This is a genomic window from Luteolibacter ambystomatis (assembly GCF_018137965.1).
In the GTDB taxonomy this organism is placed as follows: Bacteria; Verrucomicrobiota; Verrucomicrobiia; order Verrucomicrobiales; family Akkermansiaceae; genus Luteolibacter; species Luteolibacter ambystomatis.
Genome location: NZ_CP073100.1, coordinates 3,925,567 through 3,951,386, shown reverse-complemented (window position 1 = coordinate 3,951,386; position 25,820 = coordinate 3,925,567). Strand labels below are relative to the sequence as shown.

General features: G+C 63.5%; 25 protein-coding genes. 12 read left to right on the top strand and 13 right to left on the bottom strand.

Going from position 1 to position 25,820, the window contains the following annotated elements; translation table 11 throughout:
* Positions 1–13: 13 nt before the first annotated feature.
* Both KBB96_RS15170 and KBB96_RS15165 read right to left on the bottom strand, forming a co-directional pair.
* Complete coding sequence (locus KBB96_RS15170; protein ID WP_211630311.1) at positions 14–772, bottom strand: exosortase-associated EpsI family protein; 759 nt, start codon at positions 770–772, stop codon at positions 14–16.
* Positions 769–1,743, bottom strand: coding sequence for an exosortase/archaeosortase family protein (locus KBB96_RS15165; RefSeq protein WP_211630310.1), 975 nt, complete (start codon positions 1,741–1,743; stop codon positions 769–771). Before KBB96_RS15165 ends, KBB96_RS15170 begins: the two co-directional genes overlap by 4 nt.
* Before the next feature lie 94 nt (positions 1,744–1,837).
* Here KBB96_RS15165 and KBB96_RS15160 point away from each other — a divergent pair, with 94 nt between their 5' ends.
* The 10 genes from KBB96_RS15160 (at position 1,838) to KBB96_RS15115 (ending at position 10,223) form a co-directional block, all read left to right on the top strand.
* Positions 1,838–2,764, top strand: coding sequence for a ribose-phosphate diphosphokinase (locus KBB96_RS15160; protein ID WP_211630308.1), 927 nt, complete (start codon positions 1,838–1,840; stop codon positions 2,762–2,764).
* Positions 2,765–2,958: 194 nt separating this feature from the next.
* Complete coding sequence (locus tag KBB96_RS15155; RefSeq protein WP_211630307.1) at positions 2,959–4,512, top strand: flavin monoamine oxidase family protein; 1,554 nt, start codon at positions 2,959–2,961, stop codon at positions 4,510–4,512.
* A 119-nt stretch (positions 4,513–4,631) separates the two neighbouring features.
* The gene (locus tag KBB96_RS15150; protein WP_211630306.1) at positions 4,632–5,162 is read left to right on the top strand and encodes a PepSY domain-containing protein; all 531 of its coding nucleotides are present in this window, start codon (positions 4,632–4,634) and stop codon (positions 5,160–5,162) included.
* A gap of 77 nt (positions 5,163–5,239) precedes the next feature.
* On the top strand, positions 5,240–5,899 hold the full coding sequence (locus KBB96_RS15145; protein WP_211630304.1) for a response regulator transcription factor: 660 nt from the start codon (positions 5,240–5,242) through the stop codon (positions 5,897–5,899).
* Positions 5,896–7,299, top strand: a complete 1,404-nt coding sequence (locus KBB96_RS15140) for an ATP-binding protein (RefSeq protein ID WP_211630302.1) — start codon at positions 5,896–5,898, stop codon at positions 7,297–7,299. The genes KBB96_RS15145 and KBB96_RS15140 overlap by 4 nt, the downstream gene beginning before the upstream one ends.
* A 137-nt stretch (positions 7,300–7,436) precedes the next feature.
* Positions 7,437–8,024: a 50S ribosomal protein L25 gene (locus KBB96_RS15135; RefSeq protein ID WP_211630301.1), complete on the top strand. Its 588-nt coding sequence runs from the start codon at positions 7,437–7,439 to the stop codon at positions 8,022–8,024.
* Positions 8,025–8,164: 140 nt separating this feature from the next.
* A complete protein-coding gene (pth, locus tag KBB96_RS15130; RefSeq protein WP_211630300.1) occupies positions 8,165–8,749 on the top strand; it encodes an aminoacyl-tRNA hydrolase in 585 nt (194 codons plus the stop codon).
* The gene (gene rpsF, locus KBB96_RS15125) at positions 8,746–9,033 is read left to right on the top strand and encodes a 30S ribosomal protein S6 (RefSeq protein ID WP_211630299.1); all 288 of its coding nucleotides are present in this window, start codon (positions 8,746–8,748) and stop codon (positions 9,031–9,033) included. Before pth ends, rpsF begins: the two co-directional genes overlap by 4 nt.
* A 71-nt stretch (positions 9,034–9,104) precedes the next feature.
* Positions 9,105–9,602 (top strand): single-stranded DNA-binding protein, encoded by a 498-nt coding sequence (locus KBB96_RS15120; RefSeq protein ID WP_211630298.1) that lies wholly within the window; start codon positions 9,105–9,107, stop codon positions 9,600–9,602.
* Between the two features lie 195 nt (positions 9,603–9,797).
* Entirely contained in the window at positions 9,798–10,223 is a 426-nt protein-coding gene (locus KBB96_RS15115; protein WP_211630297.1) for an organic hydroperoxide resistance protein, read from the top strand.
* Between the two features lie 161 nt (positions 10,224–10,384).
* Here the strand turns inward: KBB96_RS15115 and KBB96_RS15110 are convergent, their stop codons facing one another.
* The gene (locus KBB96_RS15110) at positions 10,385–10,537 is read right to left on the bottom strand and encodes a hypothetical protein (RefSeq protein ID WP_211630296.1); all 153 of its coding nucleotides are present in this window, start codon (positions 10,535–10,537) and stop codon (positions 10,385–10,387) included.
* 39 nt (positions 10,538–10,576) lie between these two features.
* A complete protein-coding gene (locus KBB96_RS15105) occupies positions 10,577–15,430 on the bottom strand; it encodes a beta strand repeat-containing protein (protein WP_211630295.1) in 4,854 nt (1,617 codons plus the stop codon).
* A gap of 153 nt (positions 15,431–15,583) precedes the next feature.
* On the opposite strand from KBB96_RS15105, the gene KBB96_RS15100 reads away from it, so the two are divergent.
* Positions 15,584–16,027, top strand: coding sequence for a hypothetical protein (locus KBB96_RS15100; protein ID WP_211630294.1), 444 nt, complete (start codon positions 15,584–15,586; stop codon positions 16,025–16,027).
* A gap of 37 nt (positions 16,028–16,064) precedes the next feature.
* Here the strand turns inward: KBB96_RS15100 and KBB96_RS15095 are convergent, their stop codons facing one another.
* From KBB96_RS15095 to KBB96_RS15080, 4 genes are all read right to left on the bottom strand, one after another.
* A complete protein-coding gene (locus KBB96_RS15095; RefSeq protein WP_211630292.1) occupies positions 16,065–17,228 on the bottom strand; it encodes an FG-GAP repeat domain-containing protein in 1,164 nt (387 codons plus the stop codon).
* Between the two features lie 67 nt (positions 17,229–17,295).
* Positions 17,296–17,697, bottom strand: coding sequence for a hypothetical protein (locus KBB96_RS15090; protein WP_211630290.1), 402 nt, complete (start codon positions 17,695–17,697; stop codon positions 17,296–17,298).
* Between the two features lie 228 nt (positions 17,698–17,925).
* The gene (locus KBB96_RS15085) at positions 17,926–18,303 is read right to left on the bottom strand and encodes a hypothetical protein (RefSeq protein ID WP_211630288.1); all 378 of its coding nucleotides are present in this window, start codon (positions 18,301–18,303) and stop codon (positions 17,926–17,928) included.
* 22 nt (positions 18,304–18,325) lie between these two features.
* The gene (locus KBB96_RS15080; RefSeq protein ID WP_211630286.1) at positions 18,326–19,639 is read right to left on the bottom strand and encodes a bifunctional UDP-3-O-[3-hydroxymyristoyl] N-acetylglucosamine deacetylase/3-hydroxyacyl-ACP dehydratase; all 1,314 of its coding nucleotides are present in this window, start codon (positions 19,637–19,639) and stop codon (positions 18,326–18,328) included.
* 73 nt (positions 19,640–19,712) lie between these two features.
* On the opposite strand from KBB96_RS15080, the gene KBB96_RS15075 reads away from it, so the two are divergent.
* Entirely contained in the window at positions 19,713–20,504 is a 792-nt protein-coding gene (locus tag KBB96_RS15075; protein WP_211630285.1) for an RluA family pseudouridine synthase, read from the top strand.
* Positions 20,505–20,535: 31 nt separating this feature from the next.
* Here KBB96_RS15075 and KBB96_RS15070 read toward each other — a convergent pair whose 3' ends face one another.
* The 5 genes from KBB96_RS15070 to KBB96_RS15050 all read right to left on the bottom strand — a co-directional run bounded on the left by KBB96_RS15070 (position 20,536) and on the right by KBB96_RS15050 (position 25,756).
* Positions 20,536–21,309 (bottom strand): formylglycine-generating enzyme family protein, encoded by a 774-nt coding sequence (locus KBB96_RS15070; RefSeq protein ID WP_211630283.1) that lies wholly within the window; start codon positions 21,307–21,309, stop codon positions 20,536–20,538.
* 120 nt (positions 21,310–21,429) lie between these two features.
* Positions 21,430–22,314 carry a formylglycine-generating enzyme family protein gene (locus KBB96_RS15065; protein ID WP_211630282.1) on the bottom strand — a complete coding sequence of 295 codons (885 nt, stop codon included), beginning with the start codon at positions 22,312–22,314 and terminating at the stop codon, positions 21,430–21,432.
* A 73-nt stretch (positions 22,315–22,387) separates the two neighbouring features.
* Positions 22,388–23,161, bottom strand: coding sequence for a formylglycine-generating enzyme family protein (locus KBB96_RS15060; RefSeq protein ID WP_211630281.1), 774 nt, complete (start codon positions 23,159–23,161; stop codon positions 22,388–22,390).
* A 117-nt stretch (positions 23,162–23,278) separates the two neighbouring features.
* Positions 23,279–24,553: a caspase family protein gene (locus KBB96_RS15055; RefSeq protein ID WP_211630280.1), complete on the bottom strand. Its 1,275-nt coding sequence runs from the start codon at positions 24,551–24,553 to the stop codon at positions 23,279–23,281.
* A gap of 132 nt (positions 24,554–24,685) precedes the next feature.
* The gene (locus tag KBB96_RS15050) at positions 24,686–25,756 is read right to left on the bottom strand and encodes a PDZ domain-containing protein (RefSeq protein WP_211630279.1); all 1,071 of its coding nucleotides are present in this window, start codon (positions 25,754–25,756) and stop codon (positions 24,686–24,688) included.
* Positions 25,757–25,820 lie beyond the last annotated feature (64 nt).

Sequence of the window (25,820 nt, the reverse complement as noted above, 5' to 3'; positions counted from 1 at the left end):
ATTTCCGCTGAATTCAGCGGCTGGCGATCTGTTGCCAGTTGATGTTGCGATCCGCCAGCTTCCCCAGGAACTGGCGGATTTTCTTTTCCGCGTCTTCCCGTGAAGGAAACACGACCGCCCGTCCGCTCGGATCGCGGAAGCCGTTGGACTTCCCTTCCTCGCTGAACCACATCGATACCGAAACGTAGGCCCAGCGCTGGTCCTGGCCATGGAGGACGCGATCACGCATGTCGATGAGCGTGCGCTTCAGGTGGTCTTCGGTGATCTCATTCTGACCGACGAAGAAGTAGTAGGTGACGCAGTGGAAGGAGACGCTCTTCTCCCCCTTTTCATCCAGCGGAAGATTCTGCACCGAGGCCAGTTCACGCACCGGCAGGGTGCGGCCGCCCGGAGTCGTGAGCACGTCGGACTTCGCCTCGTAGATCTGGTGGCCCTGGGCGGGCATGCAGCGTTCCGGGCGGTGGATCGAGTTGTTGATGTCGGAACCCGAAAGCACGATGGAGAGATCGACGCGCTGGTCGATCGGATCGCCCTGATTGGTGTAGGCGTTCGGAACGGGGGCGACACAGACGGCTTTGCTGAAGTCGGTATCCTTCGCGAGAATATCCACTTCCTTCTGGCTGGCCTGGATGATGTTGAAGTCCCAGTCGTCCATGCCGGCGGGCAGCTTCAAGGAAATCGCAGACTCCGCCACCGTGCCCGAGGTGGGCAGGAAGAAGATTCCGCTCATCAAAGCGGCGAGCACGACCGGGAGAATCAGAGGGCGGATCATGGCGTCTGGGTTCTCGCGACGGTATTGCGGGTCACCACGGTACGGCGGACCTCGCGGCGGTTATGCTTCCTCCATGGCAGACCGCCTTCGAGAATCGAGTGGACGGTCAGCAGCAGGAACAGGGAGAAGGGATAGAAGAACACCAGCGGCGACCAATCATGCCACGTGCCTCCGGCGAAATGGGTGCCGCTGAATTTGGCGATGATGAAAATCGAAATGAGCCGCAGGGCATTGCCGATGATGGCGATGGGGAAGGCGCTGAGGAACAACAGCACCCGCTTCCACAGCGGAATGCGGGCGACGTAGGTCCAGGCGGCGGCGATGAGCATCAGCGCCCACAGCGAACGGATGCCGGAGCAACCTTCATCGACATCGAAGCCCGCGCCATCCGCCATGATCAGTTTGTTGCCCATGATCGTGGTGGGCACGCCGAACAGCGAGGCTCCCACATGGGCGAGCCGGGTGGCGATGAGCTGGAGACCGCCGGTGGCCTGCTGCAGGAATCCCACCGGAATGGCCAGCCAGATCAGGAACAGCGGAAACGCCAGCAGCCAGGCGGCACGGCGACCCCACAGGTACCACACGGAGCCGGTGAGCAGGAAGGGCAGGCCGATGATGGCCACGCGCCACTGGATGGTGCGGTAGGAAAGCAGGAACAGCAGCGCGCCGAAAACCGCCGGGATCAAACCGAGCCATTCACCCGGTCCGCGGGCAGCGAGGATTTCCTTCCGCCGCCAGAACAGCAGTCCGGCCAGGAGGAAGGGGAAGATGACACCGTGTTCGAAATCGCTCTCTTTGTTCCAAGCACGAGTCCATGTCTGCACCACGAACTCCGCCCGGCCCGGCCCGTAGTGATGGAGGCCGAAGTAAAAGAACCCGATCACCAAGGCCAAACCCACCCAGGCGATCACGTTGTCCCGGCTTTCGGGCTGTGTCGCGGGCGTGAGGGAACCTTCTTCGCTCGGGTTCATGGTCGGAGGTCGGCGAACTCATTTTCGCCGTGGCGTTGCAAAGAGTTGCCGACCCGCCCCCCGCTGTCAACAATCGCCGCCGCAGCTCCGTCCCATGAAAATCATCAGTGGAACCGCCCACCGGGCCCTTGCAGAACGCATCGCAGACGTCCTCGGACAACCTCTTGCCGATGTTCATGTTACCGCCTTTCCGGACGGTGAAACTTTCGTCAAAATCAACGAGAACATCCGTGGAGAGGACGTCTTCATCATCCAGCCGTCCTGCCCGCCGACGAACCACAACATCATGGAACTGCTGATCATGGTGGACGCCGCCCGCCGCGCCAGCGCGGAGCGGATCACCGCCGTGATGCCCTTTTTCGGCTACGCCCGCCAGGACCGGAAGGACCAGCCGCGCGTGCCGATCACCGCGAAGTTGGTGGCGAACCTGCTCACCTCCGCCGGCGTGAACCGGGTGCTGACCATGGATCTCCATGCGCCGCAGATCCAGGGCTTCTTCGACATTCCGGTGGATCATCTGTACGCGAAGTCCGCGCTCATCGGCTACCTCCGCGAGCGTCATCCGGACACTTCCAATCTCACCGTCGTGTCCCCGGACGTGGGCGGCGTGAAGATGGCCCGCGCCTATGCGGACGCCCTCGGTGCCGATCTCGCGATCGTGGCGAAGCACCGCATCTCCGCCACCCGCGTGGAGGCGATGAATGTGATCGGCGAGGTGGAGGGGCGAGACGTGCTGCTGGTGGATGACATGACGGAAACCGCCGGCACGCTTACCGCCGCCGCCGAGATTCTCCAGAAGAACGGGGCCAAGCGCGTGTTCGCCGGCGTTTCCCACGCCGTCCTTGGCGAACTGGGCCACGACCGCATCCGCGATTCCGTGATCGAGGAAGTGATCACCACCGACTCCGTGCCGCAGGCCGAAGGGCCGAAGGTGAAGGCCGTCGGCATTGCCCCGCTGCTGGGTGAGGCAATCCGCCGCATCAGCGGCGGGCAGTCGGTGACCTCGTTGTTCGAGATCTGAGTCACTTGCCATACGATCGCGGAGTTGTCGCGCCGAGTAGAGCCAAGCTCTGCTTGGCGTGCTTCTTGCGGAGCTTTTGAGAAGAGGGTGCCCATCATCTGGAATGCGCTCTTCCAGCACGCGAAGGAGGACCTTCGCGCTACTACGGAATTTCCTGTTAGGGAAATGAGATATGTGATGGAGTCCGCACCATCATGAACCGTGGTCGTGTCCCGCTTTTCCGTTCCCTGATCGATTGTCTCCGCGAGGCCCATGTGGCCAATGCGACCGGGGAGGGCAACTGGTCCCGCCGTGGGTTTCTCCAGACCCTCGGTGCGGCGGGGATGGCCGGTGCCCTTTCCGGCTGCGTCACCGTTCCGCCCGCCGGGAAGAATCTGCGTGGACCGGTGGTGATCGTAGGCGGCGGGATCGCGGGGCTGACGGCGGCGCTGCGATTGATGCAGCAGGGCGTTGATTGCGAACTCTACGAGGCCTCGCCGCGTTTCGGCGGCCGGATGTTCACCAAGCGCGATTTCAACCGCGATGGGATGTTCTGCGAGCTCGGCGGCGAACTGGTGGACACCAACCATGAGGCGTTGATCAAGCTGGCCAAGGAGTGCGGCATTTCCACCCAGCCGCTCAAGAAGGGCGAGAAGGGCCTCGATTTCTACCACATCGGCGGGAAAATTTTCACCGACCGCGACCTGATCCCGGCTTTCCAGCCGATGGCGAAGCGCATCGCCGCGGATGCGGAAGGCCTCACCGATGCGCAGGAGGAATACACTGCGAAGGCGAAGCGGCTCGATGGCATCAACCTGAAGAGCTATCTCGCGGGTTCCCGACACGATACCCCGGCCTGGCTCATCGAGATGCTGGATGTGGCCTACTGCTGCGAATACGGCGTGGACACCGTCCATCAGAGCGCGCTGAACCTGGTGAACTTCATCGGCACCGATACCAAGGAGGGTTTCGAGATGTTCGGCACCAGCGATGAATCGATGCGCATCGAAGGCGGCAACGACCGCGTGCCGACCGCCGTGTATGGCAGGATCCAGCGCAAGGTGCGGACGTTCTCCGAGCATGAGCTCTCCGCCGTTGCGCGCACGAAGACCGGGCTGCGCCTCACCTTCCGCCACGGCAGCCAGCGCGTGGTGAAAGACGCGGCTCATGTGATCTGCGCGATCCCGTTCACGGTGCTGAGGCACGTGGAGGGCATTGATTCGCTCGGCCTGAGCGCGGAGAAGAAACGCGCGATTCACACCTTCGGCTATGGCGCGAACGTGAAGGTGATGTGGGGCGTGAAGGAGCGCGTCTGGCGTCAGGAAAGCGGCGGCCGGGACTTTTATTGCAACGGCTCGGTGGTGTCCGACCTGCCGTTCCAGCAGTTTTGGGAAACCAGCCGCGGTCAGAAAGGCCGCTCCGGTATCCTCACGAACTTCATCGGCGGCACTCCGGCGGCGAATTGGACCGCCGAGCGCCTCAAGGCCTTCCCCGGCGAGGCGGAGAAAGTGTTCCCGGCCCTCGCGGGTCAATGGGACGGCAACCGCGCGGTGATGAACTGGCCGAAAGTGAAATGGAACCGAGGTAGCTACAGCGCCACACTGGTGGGTCAATACACCTGGGCCTATGCGGCCTCCGCCACGCAGGAACTGGGCGGCGCGCTGGTCTTCGCTGGCGAGCATACCAGTCCGGATTTCGGTGGTTTCATGAACGGCGGCGTCGAATCCGGCGAACGCGCTGCGAAGGAAGTGCTGGCGGCGGCGGTTTGATGCCGCGCCGGAGAATTATTTCTCCCGCGTCATGATTCCATCATGCGGGCGGTGGCAGGGTGTGCGTGCGGTCCGGAGTGATCCGGATCGCGCCAAATCACAAACGCATCCACATCGCCATGATGAAGAAATCCGCAACCATCCTGATCCTCGCCGGTCTCGCCCTGCCGGTGATCCTTTCCGCCAAGGAAGAGAAGAAGGGCCTCGCACTCGATCAGGTGCCCGCCAAGGTCGCCGCCGCGATCCGCGCCGCCGCTGGCAACGAGCCGGTCCAGATCAAGGCCGAGAAGGAAGACGGCGTCGACGCCTTTGAGGCGAAGTGGTCCGCTGCCGGCCACAAACACGAGATCACCGTCGGAGCCGATGGCACTGTCCTTTCCCAGGAGGAGGTGATCGCCGCCGATGCCGCTCCCGCACCAGTACAGGCCGCCATCAAGACCGTCGCCGCCGGAGGCAAGGTCGAGAAGGTGGAAAAGGTCACCGAGAAGGGAACCACCGTCTATGAAGCCGAGATCGAAACCGCGGCCGGTGAGGTCGAGGTGAAGTTCGACGCCTCCGGCAAGGAGATCGCCCGCGAAACCAAGGGCAAGGAGAAGGAGGAAAACGAAGAGAAGGACGACGACGATCACGAGGAGCAAGGTGGGAAGTAAGCCCCGCATCGCTTGATGATATTGCGGCCCCATCCCGCTTTCCGGCAGGATGGGCTCGCGCCCTGTATTTCCGCATCGTGAGAGTTCTCTACGCCGAAGATTCCGAAAGCCTGCGCCGGTCCGTGCGCCGGGCGCTGGAGCACCACGGCCACACGGTGGATGTGGCGGCGAACGGCCGGGAGGGGCTGGAGGCCTCGCTGACGCACGATTACGACGTGATCGTGCTGGACGTGATGATGCCGGAAATGGACGGCCTTTCGCTGTTGCGGCATCTCCGGAAGGACGGCGGTCAGGCTCATGTGCTGTTGTTGACCGCCCGGGATACGATCGAGGATCGCGTGCGCGGATTGCGCGAGGGGGCGGATGATTATCTGGTGAAGCCGTTTGCGTTGCAGGAATTGCTCGCGCGGGTCGAGGCGCTCGGCCGCCGCCGCCACGGCATGACCCAGCCGGTGCTCGCACTGGGGCCGCTGGAGCTGGATTTCGCCGCCCGGCGCGTGACGCTTCATGGCGCTGCGGTGGAGTTGACCGCCCGCGAGTGGAAACTCCTCGAGTGCCTCGCGCGCCGCCGCGACCAGGTGGTGCCGCGTTCCGAGATCGAGGAGCAGATCTACGATGACAAGGTGGAGCCGATGAGCAATGTGGTGGACACCGCCATCTACGGTTTGCGTCGTAAAATCGGCAGCGGCTTCATCCACACCCGCCGCGGCTTGGGCTACGTGTTGAGCGCGCCATGAACTCTCTGAAGGGAACCCTCACGCTGCGGTTGCTGCTCGGCGGCATCGTCCTTCTCGGGTTGGCGGGAGTCGCCTTCCACTGGCAGATGCGGCGGGCATTGACGGAAGAATTCGATGCGGCGCTGCGACTCACCGCCCAATCGCTCCAGGCCTTCGTGGAGGAGAAGGGCGAGACGCTGAAGATGGACTCGGACGTGGATGAGATGCCGCAGTTCAATGTCCGCCGCGGCAATACGGTATTCCTGTTGCGCCGTGCGGACGGGCAGGAGATCCGGCGCTCCCTCTCGCTGGGGAAGGAGACCCTGCCCATGGCGGGAGGAACCACGAAGGAGCCGGTCTATTTCGAAACCAAGCTGGGCGATGGACGGAAGCTGCGCTGCATCGGCTACCGTCTTGAGGCCGGGCATGAGCATGAGGAGGAGTCCGGGCATCCGGGCCGGGAGGCCTTGCTGGTGGTGGGGCGGGTGCGCACGCCACTGGAGCACACGCTGCGTGAGCTAAGGAATTCGCTGTGGATCGCCGGAGGAGTGACCCTTGCGGGCATGGCGGGGCTTCTGATATGGGGCGTGCGGCGCGGCCTGCGGCCGCTGGATGAGCTGGTGACGGAGATTTCCGGTGTCACCGCCAGTTCGCTGGCCACACGATTCCCGGTGGAGCCGCTGCCTGCCGAGCTGCAACCGATCGCGGGTCGGTTGAACGAGCTGCTGGAGCGTCTCGCAGCCGTGTTCGAGCGGGAAAAGAGCTTCACCGCGAACGTCGCCCACGAATTACGGACCCCTCTGGCGGAACTGCGGGCGCTGGCGGAGGTGAATCTGATGGCTCCGCCGGAAACCGCGGACGAACAGGCTGCCGGGTGGCAGGAGGTGCGGACGGTGAGCGGTCGGATGGAATCACTGGCCCTGCGGTTGCTGGAATTGGCCCGTTCCGAGGAGCCGGGTCGTCTGGTGCGGCGTGAGCCGGTGGGGATTCCGGCTTTGGTGGATGTGGTGTGGCAGCGCCATGCCGCGGCTGCCGGAGGACGCGGCATCACCTGCCAAAGGGAGATTCCGGCGGGCTTGGTTTGGGAAAGCGATCCCGTGCTGCTGGATTTGATTTTCACCAACCTGATCGGAAACGCCGTCCACCATGCCCTGGTGGATTCCATGGTCCGGATCACCGCGGATGCGCTCTCCATCCGCTTTGCAAACGCCGCTCCCGGCCTGACCGCGGTGGATCTGCCGAATCTCTTCGAGCGATTCTGGAAAAAGGATGCCGCCCGCAGCGATGGCCGCCGCCACGGGCTGGGACTGGCACTGGCCCGGGAAACGGCGGGCCTCCTCGGTGGCACGCTGGAGGCCCGGTTGACCGGGGACGGCGTGATCGAATTCCGGTTGGTGGCGGCCAGTTCGGATCCGGAATAAAAAATCCATCCTCCAGAGATCAAAAGCTGCTTCGCGCAACAAAATTTTGACAAACCCGCGATCCCCGGATACAGACCGCCCCCCGGTCCGGGGGTTGGAACCTCCGGCGCATCCCGCAACATCCACCACTTCCTGTCATGGCCACCAAGCAGACACTCAAAGCCGCCCCGCGCGCGCGCACCGGCTCCGGCCGTCTCAACCAGATGCGCAAAGAGGGCTGGCTGCCGTCCGTCATCTACGGACGCAACACCGAGAACGTGAACCTCAAGGTCGACGCAAAGACCTTTGCCGAGCTTCTCGCCCACAGCACCTCGGACAACATCCTGATCAACCTCGATGTCGAGGGTCAGGGTGTCCGCCTCGCTTTCCTCCAGTCGATCCAGCACGACGCCATCTCCGGCGCCGCCCTGCACGCTGACTTCCTCGCCATCGACGAGAAGACCGAAATCACCGCCCACATCCCGGTGCACCTCAATGGTGAGCCGGCTGGCGTGAAGGCCGGTGGCGTGGTGGAGCAGTACATCCACACCCTCGAAATCGTCTGCCTGCCGAACGACCTCCCGGACACCATCGAGGTGGACGTGACCGCTCTCGGAGTCGGCGCTTCCCTCCACATCTCCGAGCTTGGCCTGCCGAAGGGCGTGAAGGCCACCCACGGTGGTGATGTGGTCGTCGCCCACGTGGGCGTCCCGGGTGCCGGTCTCGAAGAGACCCCGGCCGCCTGAGCCAACTGATCTTTCCGAAAACGCCCGGGTCGCCCACGCGGTCCGGGCGTTTTTGTTTTCAGCACCGGGGGGACCGGTCTTGTTTTTGCGTTCTCTTTGCGCCTTTTTGCGGCTGAACCTCTATTCCCGTTTTTCTCCATTTGGACCCCTTCACCCTCATCGTAGGCCTCGGCAACCCCGGGCGGCAGTATGAAGGCACCCGGCACAATGTCGGCTTCATGGTATTGGACCGCCTGGCGGCGAAATCCGGCGTTGCCTTCGAAAGCAAGCCGAAGTGGCAGAGCCATCTGGCAAAGCTCCCGGACGGCACCCTGCTGCTGAAGCCGCAGTCCTTCATGAACCTCAGCGGCCGGCCGGTGCAACAGATCCTGGCTTTCCACAAGTGGACGCCGGATCGCATCCTGGTGGTCTATGACGATGCCGCGATCCCGCTGGGCACCCTGCGTTTTCGCGAAAAGGGCTCCCACGGCGGCCACAACGGCATCCGCTCGCTGATCCAGCAACTGGGCACGGACGCGTTCCCGCGGCTGAAATTCGGCATCGGCGGCAGCGAGCAGGGGGAGATGGTCGGACACGTGTTGGGGAATTTCCGGCTGGAAGAGCGGCCGCTTCTGGAAAACACGCTTGATTCCGCCGTTGAGGCCGTACAGGTTGCGCGCTCCCAAGGCGTCGCCTCAGCGGCGAACCGCTTCAACACCCGCTCCAACACACCTCCATCACCATGAGCCGCAAATACGAAGGCCTGATCATCCTCAACACCAAGGGTGTCGAAGGCAGCGTCGATGAAACCGTCGCCAGCGTCGCCAAGGAACTCGAAACCGAAGGCGCCAAGGTCGGCGAGATCAAGCAGATCGGCCGCCGCAAGTTCGCCTACGAGTCCAAGCATCTCGATGCCGGCCACTACGTGACCTACGTCTTCACCGCCGAGCCGGCCGCCATCTCCAAGATCCAGGCCCGCCTCACGCTGAACTCCAAGGTGCACGTCCAGCACTACCAGCGCGTCGCTTGATCCGGCTTCGCTCTTCGGAGCGATGATCCGTCTTGCTGCAACCCGGATTTTCTCCGTAGGTTTACGCTCACATGGCCAATTTGAACAAAGTTCTCCTGCTGGGGAATCTGACCCGCGATCCGGAGCTCCGCTACACGCCGAAGGGCACCGCCGTGGCGGACATCGCCCTGGCGATCAACCGGGTCTGGACCAACGAACAGAACCAGCGCCAGGAAGAAACCACCTACGTGGACATCACCCTCTGGGGACGCCAGGCCGAGCTGGCCCAGCAGTACCTCACCAAGGGCCGCGGCTGCTTCATCGAAGGCCGCCTGCAGATGGACACCTGGGAGGACAAGGCCACCGGCCAGAAGCGCAGCAAGCTGAAGGTCGTCGCCGAGAACCTGCAATTCCTTCCCGATGGCAAGAGTGGCCCCGGTGGCCCGCCGTCCGGCGCAAGCCACGCCCCGCAGGGCAATGGCGGCTACTCCCGCCCCGCAGGCGGCCCTCCGCAGCGCTCCGGCCCTCCGCAGGGTGGCTCCGCCGCTCCGGTAGAGGACTACCACGACGAGGACGACATCCCGTTCTGAACGGTCTTCCAGCCATTGATTTCACAAGACGCGCTCCGGAGCTCCGGGGCGCGTTTTTGCGTTGGTGACGGGTGAGTGAGGTTGCCTCCCGGACTTGACTGGACGCTCTCCGGAGTTAGATCCCTGAGCATGGCTGGGGACTCGTCACGATACCTTGCCATGTCTTCTATCTAACAATCCAACCCCTGTCATCCCATGCAAGTTCTCTACACAGCCCAGGCGACCGCCACCGGCGGCGGTCGCGATGGAACATCCTCCACCTCCGACGGCAAGGTCGACGTGCAGCTTTCGATCCCGAAGGAACTCGGCGGCCCCGGCGGCGAAGGCACCAATCCGGAGCAGCTTTTCGCCACCGGCTACTCGGCCTGCTTTCTCGGCGCGCTGCGCTTCGTGGCGGGTCAGGCGAAGATCCACCTCCCGGCGGAAACCACCGTCACCGCGCAGGTCGGCATCGGCAAGCGCGACGACGGCGGCGGCTTCGGCCTGGATGTCGAACTGACGATCAAGTCCGAAGGCACCGACCGCGCTTTGCTGGAAGACCTCGTCCAGAAGGCGCACATCGTCTGCCCATATTCGAATGCCACGCGCAACAATATCCCGGTGAAGCTCACCGTGGCCTGAGGCACGTGTTTCATCCGCATCCCCGTGTCAGCGGGGATGCGGTGGTAGCGCGAAGCTTGGCTTCGCGTGTGGGGAGAGGATCACGGCAGCCTCTTTTTCGAAAAGCTCCGCCAGCAGCACGCCAAGCTCAGCTTGGCGCTGCTACGGATTCCCCGCCGTCTTCACCCGCACCCGATGTGTACCAGCTCGATGAGCTGGTTGTTGGTGAACGGCCCCGGTGATTGCCCGGAGGACCAAGGCGACTGGAGATTGATGAATTCCTCCAGATTGTAGTTCCCGGATGCCCAAATAGCACGGCCGGATGGCAGAACCACCCGGCCGCGCTAGCATTGCATGTACCCAGGAAAAGGGAGTCAGGGATTCGGTGCGGTCAGGCGGGCGAAGAGTTTGCCGCCGCTGGCGAGCGCGAGCGGGATGTTCACCGTTACCCGATCCACGCCGGTTCCGAAGCCATCGGTGACCACCTGCACCGTCACGCCATTGGACCCGTCTACGGCACTCGTCCAGCCGATGAGATTGGAACCGTATTGCACCACCGGTGAAACCACGCCCACCGAAGCAGCCGTGCGGCGGTAGGTGAAGTGCAGCATGGTGGCATCCGTGGTGATGGCCGGCAGTGAAGCGAGGGAGCCGGCTCCGGCAGTCGCGGGATTCGGTTCGCTGCCGAAGAGGAACTCCAGCGCGTTTTTCACGCCATCATGATCCGGATCCGCATCGCGGGCGGCGTCCGGGCCGGCCAGGCCGCGGGCGGAGGCCCAGTTGGTGTAGGCATCGCCCATCGACAGCGTCACGGCATTGCCATCGTGATAGTGGATGAAGAGCGGATTGCCGCTGACATTCACCGTCGCGCCCTCCGCCAGTCCGGCGAAGGTGCCGGTGAGCGTGCCGGTGTAGGTGAACAGCGTGAGCTTCGCGGTATTGGCCAGAGTGCCCGGTGCGAGGTCGGTCAGGTTGAGCGTGCCACCGAGCGTGACATTGCCGGTGACATGGGCCACGTCCGAGGTGACCGCGGTCGTGTCCACTTCAAGGGAGGTATTGGAACCCGCCGCAAGCGTGAGTGCTCCGGTGGAAATGCCACCCAGGCCCTGGCCCGGCGCGAGCGTGCCATTCACGGTGACCGCACCGGAAAGCGTGCCGGTGCCACCGAGGGCGGCTCCGCTGGCGATCGTCACCGCACCGCTGCCGGTGCCCGAGCCGGTGGCATTGTTCACCAGCAAGGTGCCAGCATTGACGGTTGTGCCGCCGGAGTAGGCGTTGGCTCCGGAGAGCAGCAGTGTGCCGGTGCCGTTTTTCGTGATCGTTTTCGCACCGCTGCCAGCTCCGGTGTTTTCCGTGACCGGACCGGTGATGGCCAGATCCACCGCCGCCGCTCCATTCGCGGTATCCGCCACCAGCGGGCTGAAGGTCAGGTCGAGACGGTTGGTGAGCGTCGAGGTGGTGGCGGATGCCAGCGAGTTGATCGCAAGGCCGGTAGCCGGAGCGCGCAGGTATTCCGTGCCGGAGTTCGGGGCGTTGAGGGTGCCGCCGGTCAGGTTGAAGGTGCGGATGTATTCGCTGCCCGCGAGATTCAGGGTGCCGGCCACGTTCACGGTGCGGGTGGTGGCGGTGTTGTTGGCGTCGATCGTGAAGAAGCTGGTGGTGGTCACCGTTGCTCCGGACTGGATGGTCAGGCTTCCCGAGCCAATGGAGGCATTGCCGTTGCCGAATCCGGCGAAACCAGAAAGCGTCACGGTGCCGGAAGTCACAGTCGTGCCGCCGGAGTAGGTGTTGATCGCGCTAAGAACCAGCGTGCCATCGGACGCCAGCGAAAGCGCGCCGCTGCCGGAGATCACGCTGCCCAAGGTGCCATGGCCTGCGATCGTGCCTCCACCCGCACCCATGGTGATGGGGGTGGTGATGGTAAGCGCATTCGGATCAAGGGTGCCGCCGTTCAGGGTGAGAGCACCCGTGCCGAACGCCGCATTCGCGGTGGGGCGCAGTGTTCCCGCCGCCACGATGGTGCCGCCGGTGTGGGTGTTCGTGCCGGAGAGCACCAGCGTTCCCGCACCCGCTTTGGTCAGGCTGAAACCGGTGCCGCTGACCACGCCACCCAAGGTGAGCGTGCCGCCATTCACCACCGCCTGCCGGTTGATGGTCATCGCCAGCGGGCCATCCAGAGTGAGATCATTGCTGCCGGTGAAGACGATGTCACCGCCTTGCAAGGCATTGCCGGTGGTGAGCGCTAGGGGAGCTCCGGTGGTGTTGTCGATCGCACCACCGGCGAAGTTCAGCGGACCGGCGCCCAGCGCGGAAGGATGGTTCGCGTTGATCGTGCCTCCCGACAAGGTGATGCCGCCGGTGAAGGTATTGCGTCCGGTGAGGGTCAGCGCGCCGGTGCCGCTCTTGGTGAGCGTGGTGCCTCCGGTGATGCCCCACATCTCCATGCCGGTGGTGTAGTCCGTGCCGCTGAGCACGTAGTCGTTGCCCGCGGAGTTGTTGAACGTCACCGCGGCGGGTGAGATGTCTGCGATCGAAATCCGCACGTTCTTGTTGGAAGCGGTGTCATCGAACAGCACCAGGTCGCCTTCGATATAGTCAGTGGCTGTTCCCGCGCTGATGAGTTTCCAGTTGTGCAGTGGAACCGTGCCGCCCACGACCCAGTCCGGGCCATCCAGGCCGGTCCACTTCGGAGTATCACCGGCGACCACGTAATCGATGGAGCCCGTGTTGTTCACGAGCATGCCGCTCTGGCGGTTGCTGAGGGTGGGCACGGTGCCGAGCGTGAAGGCGGAGAGGTCCGCCAGCGCGTTGGCATGAGAGATCAGATGGTAGGTGCCGGAAGCGACGCCGCTGGTGGGAAGATTGAGCACCACCGCAGCCGGTGTGACGGAGGTCGTGGCCGTGCCGCTCACGTTGATGGCGGCCGTGGAGGTGTAGCCGGTGAGCGTGCCGACGTTCACGGTGGCCGCATCACTGAACGACAGCGAAGCGAGTGACAGCGAACCCGTGCCGGAAGCTCCGGCTTCAAGGGTGCCTCCAGCCGCCACCGTGACTGCGCCTGCGGAACCGCTGCCTGCGAAGATCGCGCCATTGCCCACCGAGATGTTTCCACCGGAAGCCAGCGCGCCGGTGACGAGCAGCTTGCCACCGTTGATCGTGGTGGCTCCGCCATACGTGTTCGTGCCGGAAAGAGTGAGAGTGCCGGTGCCGGTCTTGGTGAGGCCGAGCGCCGCGCCGGTGATCGTGCCTGCAAACGTGGGTGAGGCATTGAGGCCACCGGTGGTGAGAACGGCTGGCGTGCCGCTGCTGTTCGTGACCGTGCCGCCGGTTGCGCCGCCTCCGGCGAGCGAACCGACTTGCAGCGGGAAGCCATTGAGATCGAGCGTGGCTCCCGCGACGTTCGCGAGGGTGACGGCGGAGCTTGAACCGACCGCGCCCGTCGAGCCCGCTTGCAGCGTGCCCGCATTGATGGTGGTGGCACCGCTCCAGGTATTCGTGCCCGCCAGCGTGAGCGTGCCCGCGCCAGCCTTGGTGAGACCACCGGTGCCGCTGATCGCGCCTGCGAAAGACGTCGAAGTGCCAAGCGCGCCGGCCGTCAGCGTATTGCCGCCGAGATTCACATTGCCACCGGTGGCTCCGCCACCTGCCAGCGAACCCACCGAAAGATCATAACCGCCGAGGGCCAGCGAAACGCCCGCCGTGTTGTCCAGGGTGAAGGCGGCGGCGCTGCCGTTCGACGCACGGTTCTGGGAAATGCCGCCGCCGGTGATGGCGATGGTGCCCGCCGTGACGGTGGTGTTGGTGAGGAAGAAGGTGTTGGTGCCCGCCTTGGTGAGCGTGTTGTTGTTCAGCGTGAGCGTATTCGCCCCGTATCCGGAGGCGATCATGTAGAAGTTTCCGGTGCCGCCGATGGTCGCATGGGCGGACAGCGCGATGTTCGGCGTCTGGATGTTGCCCGCGCCGGTGTTGGCACCGGTATTGACCAGCGCGCCCTGGCCGCTGGTGCCGGTGCCTGCGATGGTCACTCCGTAGTTGCTGTCGTTGGTGCCGTTGACATCGAGGGTCGCGCCTGCGGCCACGGTGGTCTTGGTCACGGCGGTGTTGGTCGCGCCGAGTGCGGTGGACTTCGCCAGCTTGAGGATGCCGCCGTTGATCGCGACGTTGCCGGAGAAGTTGCTGGTGCCGGTGCCGCCCAGCGTCTGGGTGCCGGTGCCGGACTTGGTGAGCGAGAGGGTGCCGCTGTTGTTTTCCAGTTCGCCGGTGAAGGTATTGGTGCCGGTGCCGCCGATGGTGAGCGTGTTGTTGCTGAAAAAGGCCTGCACCTTGCCGCCTCCCGTGAGGCCGCCGATGGTTTCGTTGTTGCCGCCCTTGGCGATGCGGAACAAGCCGCCGGTGTTGACCGTGACCAGCGAGGCATCTCCGATGAAGCTGTTGGCGGTGGCGGTGCCATCGCTGAGCTGGAGATTGGCTCCGGAGGTGATGGTGACGTTGCCGGTCGCCGTCTTCGCGGTGCCGTTGAAGATGGTACGGCCGTTGGCGACGCCCGCGGTGATGGTGATGTCACCCGCGCCGCTCATTGCGCCGCTGAAGTCGGTGCGGTCGGTGGTGGACGATTGGAAGGTGACGGCCTTGTTCAGCGTGATCGCGCCGCTGTAAGCGACGGCTCCGCCGGAGGTCGTGCCGATGGTGGTGGTACCGGTGCCAGCGTTCGCCACGGTGATGGCACGGGCGGTGCCGATGCTGCCGAGCAACGAGGTGTTCGTGCTGCCGGTGTTCGCGTCGTTCAGAGTGACCGTGCCGGTGCCGGTCGCATTGGCGGTGGAGAAGTTGACGGTGCCCTGCGAGATCGTGAGGCCGCCGCTGAACGCATTGTCCGTGGTGAGGGAAAGCGATCCGGTGCCGGTCTTCAACACGGAGGCGGTGCCGCCGATGGTGCCTGCGCCGGAAAAGGCCCAACTGCCGTTGTTCGCGCCGATGGTGACGTTGGTGGGGAGCAGCGTGCCGGTCTTGGTGACGGTCTCCCCGGTGGCGGCATCGAAAACGGCGGCATTCGCATCCACCCACGGCGAGAGCGTGGTGTCGGCATCGATGAACCAGTTGGTATCCCCGGCGGCGGTGCTCCAGGTATCGGTGGTGCCGGCGGTCTGCCAGGTACGGGTGTCCGCGTGGGCGGTATAGGTTGCGACCAGGACGGTCGCGAGGAACGGAAGTTTTCGGAGAGGTCGCATGCGATGGCGGGGGTATGGGTTTGGGCTCCGGCGCGAACGGGGGCCGGATGGACGTAGATCTCCCGCACCCCCGGAAACCTGACGGAGAAAATTTCCGCACTTGGCGGAGTTATTCCCGGAAGGCGCATCGACCCGCCGCGCCGGACCTCCATCATGAAAGACCCGAGGATTCCCGAAACGCCCGGCTGGCTGAGAATTCTGCGGCTCGGCCTGCTGTGCAGCGCCTGCGGCTGGGGCATCTCCTTCTGGTTCACTTTTGTGCCGTGGCAGAACGCCGCCGAGCAGCTCCGGGCGATGGGGGCGAAGCCGTTGCACTACGACCCGCTGCTCGACTATTGGCTGAAGATGGCCTCCAGCGTGTTCGGGTGCATCGGCCTTGCGTCGGCGCTCGCTTGTTGGAAGCCGGACGCATTCGAGGGGTTGGTGAAACTGGTTTCGCCGTTCCACCTCTTCGTCGGCACGACCCTGCTGGTCGCGGCGATCCAGAACCACCTGACGCCCCCCAGACATCCGATGTTCATTCCGGACATCACGTTCTGTTATCTCACGGCACTTCTAACAGGGCTGCCGTTGCTGTGTGGCAAGGAACGACCATGAGATGTGGGGCACAAGGTCCGTCCCTCCTGGCCAACGGCTATTTCTGCTCGAACACGAAGACGCCCTTCTTGTTCGCCACCACGATGTCGGGCTTCTTATCGCTGTTCATATCCGTGACCGTGACCTGGGTGCCGACACCGGAATCACGGTCGATCTCATGGGCGATGCATTCCGCTCCGCCCTTGCCGTCCCGCTTGGTTTCGAACCAATAGAGAACCGCGGCACCATTCGGATCCGGATCGCCGTTGCTGCCATGGGCCCAGCGGCGCTTGCCGGTGACGAGGTCCGGAATGCCATCGCCATTGATGTCCGCGGTGGTCAGCGCGTGGAGTTGGGAGAACTGCACGCCGTTGGTTTCCTTGGCGGGATCCTTGTCGATGATCACGTGCTCCTTGAACGTGCCGTCCTTGTTGTTCTCAAACCAGCTCAGGCCATAGCCATGCGCGTTCGCGGAACTCACCACGTCGTTCGCGCCATCGCCGTTCACATCGAACACCAGCATCTGCGCGCCGCCGTTCTGGGCGAAGGTGGTCGCATGGAACGGCCATGGTTGGTTGCGGTCGGTTGGTTGCTCGTACCAGCCCGTCTTATCGAGGATCGCGGGGCGGCCGTCGCCATTGAGATCGCCTGCGCCCTGGCCGTGGGTGTAGCGCTGGTAGAGATTTGGATTCGCTGGGGCGATGGCGTGGAAGGTGCCGGGGGTGTCTCGCTTGCCCCACGGCAGCTCCAGATAGCCTGTCGAGCCGCGGCTGTGGCAGACCAGCTCGGGTTTGCCATCGCCGGTGACATCGATCCACATCGGGGATTCGCCGTCGGTCACATCGAGCAGCACCTGGCGTTTCCATTCGCCGCCATCCTTCCCGGGGTTGAAGAACACATAGGTTTCCTTGCCCGGAAAGCCGGTGTTGAGGATGTCCGGCTTGCCGTCGCCATCCACATCCGCCGCACCGCCGATGAAGAACTGCGAGTATTCCTTCGAGCCATCGAGCGCCGGAGGCGGCGTGGTGAAGTGGGTCTTCCGTTGGAAATCCGGGCCGAACCAGATGAACGCTCCGGCGGAAATGTCCATCTTGCCATCTCCATCGAAGTCCGCGACCGCGGCCCCTTCAGCGAGGAACTCCGTGGTCAGCGTTTTCTTCGTGAAGGAAACCTCCGCGTGGAGCGGCAAGGCGAGGGAAAGCAGGAGCAATGAGAGTTTCATGCGTGAGGAGAATACTCCGTGGCCGATGATTCTTTAGCACCGGTGTAGCGACAACGCGAGATGCGTGTCACTTCAGTTTCCCATCCCGGATGTCGGACGCGATCTTGCCGATGGTGGTTTCGTAGGGGATGCAGCCGGAGGCGGTGGAGACGGCGGTTTTCGAATCCTTGAAGGCAGGGAAGGCCTCTTCGAAGGCTTTGGCGTCCTTCAGTTTCAGTCCCAGCAGGCCGTAGAGCTTGCCTGCCGGAGTGGCGTCCGAGACGAGCTTCTTGCACTCGGCCACCGCGTCGGGTCGGTTGAGCAGGGCACGGAGCGCGCTTTCCGCGGGAGAGGTGGTGCCGGCGATGCCCACACCGCCGATCGCGAATTGCTGCGCGCTCTTCAGGATGGTGGGAGCCTTTTTTGCGAGTTCGGTTTTCGTGGGTTCGGGCTCCGCATGGAGGAGCGGGGACGCCAGGAGAAGAAACATCAGGCAGGATGCGATCCGATGCATTCCGGGATCATACCGGAGGATCGTCTGAGATCCATGGATTGTTTCGTTGGGAAAGATCCGGTTACCGAAAGTCGGTTGCTGGTGCAGCACCAGACCACCGCGTTGTCATGCTACTCAGCCGTGCGATCTTTCTTTGGTGCGGTGTGTCCTCTGTTACACGGCGTGGTCTGGAGAGCGGTGGCGATGAGGATGTTTTCGAGGCTCTCAGAACTCAATTCGTATGCCGCAGGTCGTCCGGATCATTCGCGAGGTACGTTCGGCGACACGTTTGACGGGAATGAAAATCGTGCCCCGGCGGCCGTAAACCGAAACGTCTTTCCGCAAGTAGACACCCGAGGGGTTTTCCGCCAGGGAGAAGGAGGTGTCCACTTGTCGGATGCCTCCGATCATGACCGGGGCTGACAGAGACGTGAACGACAGGTTTGCGTCCACGCCCCGGCTGGGAAATTTGGAGAGCAAGGCGGTGAATCGATCAGTCGCCTCCTCAGTCCTGCGAATCAAGATGTACAGGACGAATCCGAATCCGATCATCCCCACTAGCAGGAGAGCGCCGTAGGGAGAATGCGTCAGGTCGATCTTCATGACCCGTTCGATCGCGTTGGAATCACCGGTCCATCAGCGCGAACTTCAGTTCGCCTTCGGATACCACCTCGCCATTGACCAGGCACTTGCAGCGGGTCTGGCCGATGGAGCCGCGGATCTTGATGACTTCGGCCTCGATGAAGAGCGTGTCGCCCGGCAGCACGGGGCGGCGCCATTTCACGTCGTCCGCGCTCATGAAGTAGCCGATCTTGCCCGCGTTCTCCGGCTTGCGGAGCATCAGCACGGAGGAAACCTGCGCCATCGCTTCGAGCTGGAGCACGCCCGGCATGATCGGATGCTCCGGGAAGTGACCGGGGAAGAACGGCTCGTTCATCGTGACGTTCTTCACGCCCGTGCATTTGGTGTCGCCCTCGAAATCGACCACGCGGTCCACCAGCAGGAAGGGATAGCGGTGCGGCAGGATCTTGAGCACGTCGTTGATGTCCAGGACCGTCTCACCCTTCGGGATGGAGAACGGCGGCACCATCGAGCGCAGGCGCGAGTACTCGCTCTTGAGCGTGGCGGCCATCTTGGTGTTCGGGCCGTGGCCGGGCTTCACCGCGATGACATGGCCGAGGATACGCTTGCCGGAAAGGATCAGGTCGCCGATCACATCGAGCGCCTTGTGGCGGGCGAATTCGTTGTTGTAGCGGAGGGCTTCCTTGGACATCACCTCGTTGCCGCGGATGACCACGGCGCTTTCGAGCGAGCCGCCCTTGATCAGGCCCTTTTCGAGCAGCGGCTTGACGTCCTCGTAGTAAACGAAGGTGCGGGCCGGGGCGATTTCCTTCTCGTACTTCTCCGGAGTCACCTCGCTGGAGAAGTACTGGGTGAAGCGGCCGTCCGGGCCGACGTTGGTCACGGAGACACGGAAGGACTTGGCCGGGACGATGGTGATCAGCGTGCCATCACCGGTTTCCATGTGGATCGGCTCGCGGATTTCCCAGGTCTTGCGCGGGGCGGTCTGGGCGGCGATGCCCGCTTTCTTGATCAGCTCGACGAATGGCTTGGCGGAGCCGTCACCGATCGGTGGCTCGTTCGCGTCCATTTCAATGAGCGCGTTGTCGATGCCCATGCCGGTGAGGGCGGACAGGACGTGCTCCACGGTGTGCACCTTCACCGAACCTTCGGCGAGGGTGGTGGCGCGCTCGACGGTCTGGACCTTGTCCACATCCGCGGAAATGAACGGCTGGTCCGGCAGGTCGATGCGGCGGAACTTGAAACCGTGGCCTTCCGGAGCGGGCTTGAGGGTCAGGGTGACCTTTTCACCGGTGTGAAGGGAGGTGCCTTCGAGGGTGGCGGAACCGGCGAGAGTGTGCTGGACGTCGGCGGGCATGGGCGCGCAGTGGAATGGCTGGAGGCCCCGCTGGCAAGGCGGAAACCAGCGCCAAGATCTTGATTTTGTGCCGATGGCGCTTGGTTTTGCAGGGAACCGTGGCAAGGGTGCGGCGATGATCCTGCACGCGATCGCCGATTTCCACGTCCTCGGAGAGAGTGACGATTGGATCGTCGTGAACAAGCCGGCGCCCCTGATCGTCCACCCGGCCAATGGCAAGGTGGAGCCGAACCTGCTCGGAGGGGTGGAGACCCTGCTGATGTATGAGATGGAAAACGGAGCCGCGCTTTCGATCATCACCCGCCTGGATCGTGAAACCAGCGGCGTGGTCCTGATTGCCAAGCATCGCGATGCGGCGCGCGATCTCTCGCGCATCTTCGAGCGGCGCGAGGCGCGGAAGGAGTATCTCGCGATCGTCCACGGTTGGCCGAAGTTCGACACCTGGACCAGCGATGCTCCTATCCTGCGCGCAGGCGAGGTCGGGCCATCCCCGATCTGGCTGCGGCAGATGGTGCATCCGGAGGGCCGCGAATGTGAAACCGGCTTTTGGGTGGAACGGCGCTTCCTCCGGGAAGGCCGGGAATTCGCGCTGGTGCGCTGCTTCCCCAAGACCGGGCGCATGCACCAGATCCGCGTGCATCTGGCTCATTCCGGGTATCCCATCGTCGGGGACAAGCTCTACTCCGGAGACGGTGCCGAGTATATGGAATGGATGCGGGACGATTGGACTCCGGCGCTCCAAGAGCGATTGCTGCTGCGCCGTCATGCGCTGCATGCCGCCATGCTCGGGATTCCGTGGGGAGGTCGGGAGGTGGCGTGGGAAGCCGGGTTGGCGGCGGATCTGGCGGAGTTCATGGCCGGATGACCTCACCGGCCGCGGGAGACCGCGGGTCCGGTCAGTTTTCGATCACGCAGCGGAAGCCGTTGTCAAAATCGTAGAGGGGACTGGACACGGTGGCGTTGAGCGTGAGGAAGCGCTGGTCGTTGTCCGCCCAGGAGCCGCCGCGCAGCACCTTCGATTCACACCATTCCCAGACGTTGCCGCTCATGTGGCGGAGTCCCAATGCGTTCGGAGTCTGGCTTTCCACGGGGGCGGTGTACAGGTAGCCGTCTTGGTATCCGGTGATGAGACCTTTGGTTTGGCCATAGCGGGATTTCCAGAGGTCCTTGAGTTGCTGGAGATCCTTTTCCGGAGCGGTGCGCCATTCCTGGCCGCAATAGTTTCCAGCCCCGGAGGAGGGAGGCCAGGACGTGCCCCATGGGAATCCGCTCCCGCCCGCCGCGGCGGACCATTCGGCGGAGGTTGGCAGGCGGTATTTCCGGCCTTCCTTGGCGGACATCCAGTCGCACCAGGCCTTCGCGTCCGCCCAAGTGATGTTCGCGGCGGCGTGGTGTTCTCCCTGTGGATACCACGGTGCATTGTAGCCCCGGCCCGCGGCCTTGTATTGGGCGACGGAAGTCTCGGTGGCACACATCAGAACCTTCGTTCCCGGGATCGGCACGAACTTCATGCCGAGGGAGTTCACCAACGGGGCCGAAACAGTGGCCACCCCCGGTGTCCCGCCACCGCTCGCCGCTGAGGCCGGAGTGTTCGCGCAGTGGGTGAGCAGGCTGAGGGCGGAACAGGCGGCGGCACGTGCCACAAGGGAAGTAATGGAGGCGGTTTTCATAGGAGGAGGGAGGAGAGCGGATGGCAGACTGTTAGACTTCTCTCATATCCTGCCATGGCGGTCGGCTTCAATCTGGAAATGGTCTCCGTCTTGTCGCCGGAGACCCTGGCCCCGGAAAGTTCAACGGACCAACACGCAGCGGAAGCCGGTGGTGGTGCTGTGGGCGAGGCTCTTGACCGGCCAATCGGAATTGCCGAGGGTGCCCCGTTCGTGGTTGCGGATTGCGTAGGCGACCGCGCTTTTCCAGTTGCTGCCCCGGGTCACGCGCAGGCCGGTCATCTTGTCCACCCAGCCGTCACAGACTTCCGAGACATTGCCGACCATGTCATAGAGGCCCAGGGAATTGGGAGCGTAACTTCCGACAGGGGCGGTGTGGCGGTGACGATCCGTGTATCCACCGATAGCCAGGAAGTTTTTCGAAGTCATTGCGTCCCGGATGACGGCCAGTTGTTGCTGATCGTAGAAGTAGTGTTGGTCCGGCACCTTTTTGCTGAACTCGGTCTTCAGTTGTGTGCGCTCGGATTCGGAACTGCCCTTGAGTTCTTGTCCGGCCAGGTTGCCGGCGTTGCCGGGTGGCGGCCAGGAACCGGGGGACTTGCCTGCGGCGGCCAGCCATTCCGCCTCGGTGGGCAAGCGGTAGGTGTGCTTGTCCTGTCGGCTCAGCCATTCGCAGAATTTGGCGGCATCGCCTCCGGTCATGTTGACCACCGGATGGTTGCTGCTCTGAGGATACTCGGAACCTTGGAAGGGGAGCCCGGATTGTTGATACTGGGCGATGGTTGTCTCGGTCGTGCACATCAGGATATTGGTGCCGGGAATGGGGACGAACTTCATGCCGAGAGAGTTGACGTAGGGGCTTTCTTTCGTCGTGGTTTGGAGATTGGCGCTGCTGGCACCACCGCCGGTTGAGACCGGCGTGGTCGCACAGTGGGTGAGGAAGCAGGCGGCGAAACATGCGATGGCACGCGCGAGCAGCGAAGGGATGAAGCGAGGGGTGGCTTTCATGGGGAAAAGTTGTGGGGGGAAATGGTCTAACAGAAGGAACGGTTGGTGAGTGCGGGGCGGTCGTGGAAACAGCTCACCGTTCCACCACCAGACGGAGACCTGCCTCGGATTGTCCAGAGGTAGGATAGTAGGTCTCCAGCTCGCGCCTTTTTTTGCCGGTGTTCTCGTCATCGCCCGCGCTGTTGCTACTGCCTCCGCGGGTCATGGGGCCGTCACTGACCCATTCATCGACGTTGCCGAAAAGATCATGGATGCCGAGGGCGTTGGCTGGATAGCTCCCAACCGCCGCACGGGTGGGGTTTCCGTCGTGGAACCCTTTGATAACCGAGAGCTTTTGAACGCCATTGCCCTTCAGATAATTTTTCATGCCATCGATTTTTCGTTCTTCGCCGGAGTAGTTGGCGAAGTTCGAGGGGGGCGGCCAGGCGGAACCCCATGGATAGGGCGTGGAGGCCCCGACCGCGGCGGCACTCCATTCCGCATTGGTTGGCAGGCGGTAGCGCCGGCCCTCCTTGAGGGACAGTTGTTCGCACCATTTTTTGGCTTCATTCCATCCGATGTCCCATTGGGGTTGATTCCCACTGTTTCCCCAGGAATCCAGAGGTGGAGCGCCGCCTCCGGTGACCCATTGGTGTTCGGTTGTTTCCGTCGTGCACATCAGAATGTTGGTGCCGGGGACGGGCACGAACTTCATGCCTAGCGAGTTCACGAACGGAGAGGCTGCGGTGGCGGCGGGAGCCTCGCCGCCACCCGCTGGGACCGGAGTGGTCGAGCAGTGGGTGAGGAGGCAGAACGCGGAACACGCGGCGACGCGTGCCATGAGGGAAAGGACGGGGGCGGATTTCATGGACGGAGGACGAGGACAAAGGCCTGTTAGATTCCTTCATACCGTGCCGATCCGCCTGTCTTCAATCTGGAAATGGCTCCAGCCCGCAGGTCCGGGGATGGGATGTCCGCCGTTTTGTCAGGTGTCGATGAAGAAGTCGTCCTTGGGCTTCTTCGGAGCCGGGGCCGGTTTGCGTGGCGCGGGTGCCTCCGTCTTGGCGCGGGGCTTTTGGGGGGTGCGCGGCGTGTCGTCGTCCACCGCGGCGGAGGTTTCCTTGACCCCGGCAATCTGGAGTCCGGCTTGGGTGGCGGCGTCCAGCCTGCCGGTACGGGGCAGGCCGCTCTGGGCTTGAAAGTCGAGGATCGCCTTCTGGGTGCCGAGGCCCATGCTCCCGTCCGCAGAGCCACCGTAGAGCTGGTGTTGCTTCAGTTTTTCCTGGGCCTTCCCGAGGATCTTCTTTTTCGAGGAAGCGTTGTAGCTGCTGTAGGCGGTGCCGTCGAAAAGCTGGTCCACCGCGAAGAACCCGTTCGCGGGAATGGTTGGAACGGCAGAAGCATCCGGCGGCGGGGCGGGAGCCGGGGTGGCGGCGGTGTTGTTGGATGCGGCGGCGAAATGGAAGGTGCCGTAGAACTTGCTGTTCGACCAAGGTTCCTGTTTCCCATTGGTGGCCTTGGAGACGCGGGCGCCGACGTTCTTGAAGACTTTTTCAAAATCGACGCCGGGCTGGCCAATTTCCTCGAGGAGTGCGGCGGTATAGGGACTATTGGCGCCGCTTCCGTCCTCGGCGGTGGTGTCCGGGCTGGTGGCGAAAGCGATGAACATGCCGCGGGGGATGTCCTTCGGAACCGTGAGGCCGCCGGAGCCGATCGAACGGGTGGCGGATTCAGCGGGAACCCCGGCGGTGGATTGCGTTTCCGCGCTGCTGGTTTTCGCCCGCAGGGCATTCAGGCGGGAGGAGTTTCCGCCGTTCGTGGTGCCCGTGCTTTTTCCTTTGGAGAAGGGATCGTCCCGGCAACAGTCCAGAACCAGCATGTTGAGGGAGCTACCGGTGCCTTCCAAGGTCTTCATCACGGCGTCCATGGGCAGGGTCTCATCCTGCACCTTGTATTCCGTGGCGAGATTCGCATCGACGGGCACCAGATAATTCCGACCGTTGATCTGCAAGCCGTGGCCCGCATAGTAGATGAGGCAAACGCCGTCCTTCGGCACCTTGGCGGCGAATTCCTCAAGGGAGGCCCTGAGGGTTTTCTGGTTTGTGTCGAGCCGCTCGGTCACCTGAAAGCCAAGGGTGCGGAGCTTCGCGGACATGGCCGCGGCATCACTCCGCGGATTGATGAGAATGCGGGTGTGTTGGTAGGCACTGTTGCCGATGACCAACGCCTGCCGGGATTCCGCCTTGGCATGGCCCGGCATTCCTATGAGCAGGACTGTGCCGATCAAACTCCTGAAAACATGGGAAAAGAAAGGCGGATGCATGGACGAGGGGGAAGTGGTAGGCACGGACGATAGGCGGTCGATCATGAATCATCAAGATTCGCCTCGGAATCAGGGAACGGTCAGCTTGATGATCACCGGCTGGCGGTTGCGTCGGATTCGCAGCGTGGCCTTCGCTCCCGGCTTGCGGACGAAGTCGAACATCGTGGTGAAGGATGGCGGGGCACCGCTGCCATTGAGCTCCAGCACGCGGTCACCATCCTGCAGGCCTGCACGTTCGCCTGCCCCACCGGGGAGCAGCTTGATGCACAGGGCATTGGTGAAATCCGGATCGGGGAGGAAGGCGGTCTGGAGCCGGTTCGGCGGCAGCGGCTTGTAGGCCGGTTCGCGTTCGTCCGGCTGGAAATAGACCCGCTTGCCCGGACCATCGACGATCATCGCGGTGCGCGTGAAGGTTTCCAGGCCGAGCAAGATCGAGGCCCCGTCATGCGCCGGATCGAAAAACGCCTCGCCGACATTGGTGTGCCGGAACTCCAGAGGCGCGAAGGCGAAGGAAACGTCATGTGCGGTGGGATTGGCGAAGGCACCGCCGGGACTGGCAGGGCTCAGTCCCTCGGACAGGGTCAGCTCGGATTCGGGGTGAGCTTTTCGCCAGGTGTTCCATCTGTCCTTGGTGAGGCAGGCACCACGCCGAGCACCACTGTCGAGAAAGACTTCGCCAAGCTGCGGATGGCGGATCGCGAGGCTATCCCGGCTGGTGATGATCGGGAAGGAGATCCATCCGCGGACATCCGGCAGAGCTGCGAGGAATTCATGGCGACCCGATGGCAGATCGAGCTTCCAAATGCTGTTCCTCAGCAGCGGCCAGCCGAGAATGCCCTTGGCGCCGGGAATCTCGGCGGGCAGGACCGTGGCTTGGTCCGCAAGCGGAGGCTGGTTTTTGGAAACGCGGAGGTCGACCGTCGCGATCTTGCCGGCGGCATTGGGAAGAGCTTCCGGAAAAATTACCAGCGGTGCGGCGGAACCCGTATCGACCAGCAGCGGCGTGGACCTGCCGTTCAATTGGAGAGTCACCAATGGCTGGACCCGCACCTCCTGCCCCTTGGCCACGATCGCCTGCGGTGTCGCGGCCCGGGCGGGCGTGACGAGGGCCATTATCAATAGCAAACGCAGGACGGGCATGCGGTTTCATCAAAGGGTGGTCGCGCGGTCGCGGCAAGCCGAGCCTGATCCGTGCTGGCGATCC

Bases quoted from the DNA above. Each gene is read 5' to 3' on its own strand.
- KBB96_RS15160 (WP_211630308.1), top strand. From the start codon at position 1,838: ATGAAAATCATCAGTGGAACCGCCCACCGGGCCCTTGCAGAACGCATC.
- KBB96_RS15095 (WP_211630292.1), bottom strand. From the start codon at position 17,228: ATGAAACTCTCATTGCTCCTGCTTTCCCTCGCCTTGCCGCTCCACGCG.
- rpsF (WP_211630299.1), top strand. From the start codon at position 8,746: ATGAGCCGCAAATACGAAGGCCTGATCATCCTCAACACCAAGGGTGTC.
- KBB96_RS15060 (WP_211630281.1), bottom strand. From the start codon at position 23,161: ATGAAATCCGCCCCCGTCCTTTCCCTCATGGCACGCGTCGCCGCGTGT.
- KBB96_RS15165 (WP_211630310.1), bottom strand. From the start codon at position 1,743: ATGAACCCGAGCGAAGAAGGTTCCCTCACGCCCGCGACACAGCCCGAA.
- KBB96_RS15065 (WP_211630282.1), bottom strand. From the start codon at position 22,314: ATGAAAGCCACCCCTCGCTTCATCCCTTCGCTGCTCGCGCGTGCCATC.
- KBB96_RS15055 (WP_211630280.1), bottom strand. From the start codon at position 24,553: ATGCCGGGCCATGCCAAGGCGGAATCCCGGCAGGCGTTGGTCATCGGC.
- KBB96_RS15150 (WP_211630306.1), top strand. From the start codon at position 4,632: ATGATGAAGAAATCCGCAACCATCCTGATCCTCGCCGGTCTCGCCCTG.
- KBB96_RS15085 (WP_211630288.1), bottom strand. From the start codon at position 18,303: ATGAAGATCGACCTGACGCATTCTCCCTACGGCGCTCTCCTGCTAGTG.
- KBB96_RS15070 (WP_211630283.1), bottom strand. From the start codon at position 21,309: ATGAAAACCGCCTCCATTACTTCCCTTGTGGCACGTGCCGCCGCCTGT.
- KBB96_RS15050 (WP_211630279.1), bottom strand. From the start codon at position 25,756: ATGCCCGTCCTGCGTTTGCTATTGATAATGGCCCTCGTCACGCCCGCC.
- KBB96_RS15105 (WP_211630295.1), bottom strand. From the start codon at position 15,430: ATGCGACCTCTCCGAAAACTTCCGTTCCTCGCGACCGTCCTGGTCGCA.
- KBB96_RS15135 (WP_211630301.1), top strand. From the start codon at position 7,437: ATGGCCACCAAGCAGACACTCAAAGCCGCCCCGCGCGCGCGCACCGGC.
- KBB96_RS15115 (WP_211630297.1), top strand. From the start codon at position 9,798: ATGCAAGTTCTCTACACAGCCCAGGCGACCGCCACCGGCGGCGGTCGC.
- KBB96_RS15170 (WP_211630311.1), bottom strand. From the start codon at position 772: ATGATCCGCCCTCTGATTCTCCCGGTCGTGCTCGCCGCTTTGATGAGC.
- KBB96_RS15155 (WP_211630307.1), top strand. From the start codon at position 2,959: ATGAACCGTGGTCGTGTCCCGCTTTTCCGTTCCCTGATCGATTGTCTC.
- KBB96_RS15120 (WP_211630298.1), top strand. From the start codon at position 9,105: ATGGCCAATTTGAACAAAGTTCTCCTGCTGGGGAATCTGACCCGCGAT.
- KBB96_RS15090 (WP_211630290.1), bottom strand. From the start codon at position 17,697: ATGTTTCTTCTCCTGGCGTCCCCGCTCCTCCATGCGGAGCCCGAACCC.
- KBB96_RS15075 (WP_211630285.1), top strand. From the start codon at position 19,713: ATGGCGCTTGGTTTTGCAGGGAACCGTGGCAAGGGTGCGGCGATGATC.
- KBB96_RS15100 (WP_211630294.1), top strand. From the start codon at position 15,584: ATGAAAGACCCGAGGATTCCCGAAACGCCCGGCTGGCTGAGAATTCTG.
- KBB96_RS15140 (WP_211630302.1), top strand. From the start codon at position 5,896: ATGAACTCTCTGAAGGGAACCCTCACGCTGCGGTTGCTGCTCGGCGGC.
- KBB96_RS15080 (WP_211630286.1), bottom strand. From the start codon at position 19,639: ATGCCCGCCGACGTCCAGCACACTCTCGCCGGTTCCGCCACCCTCGAA.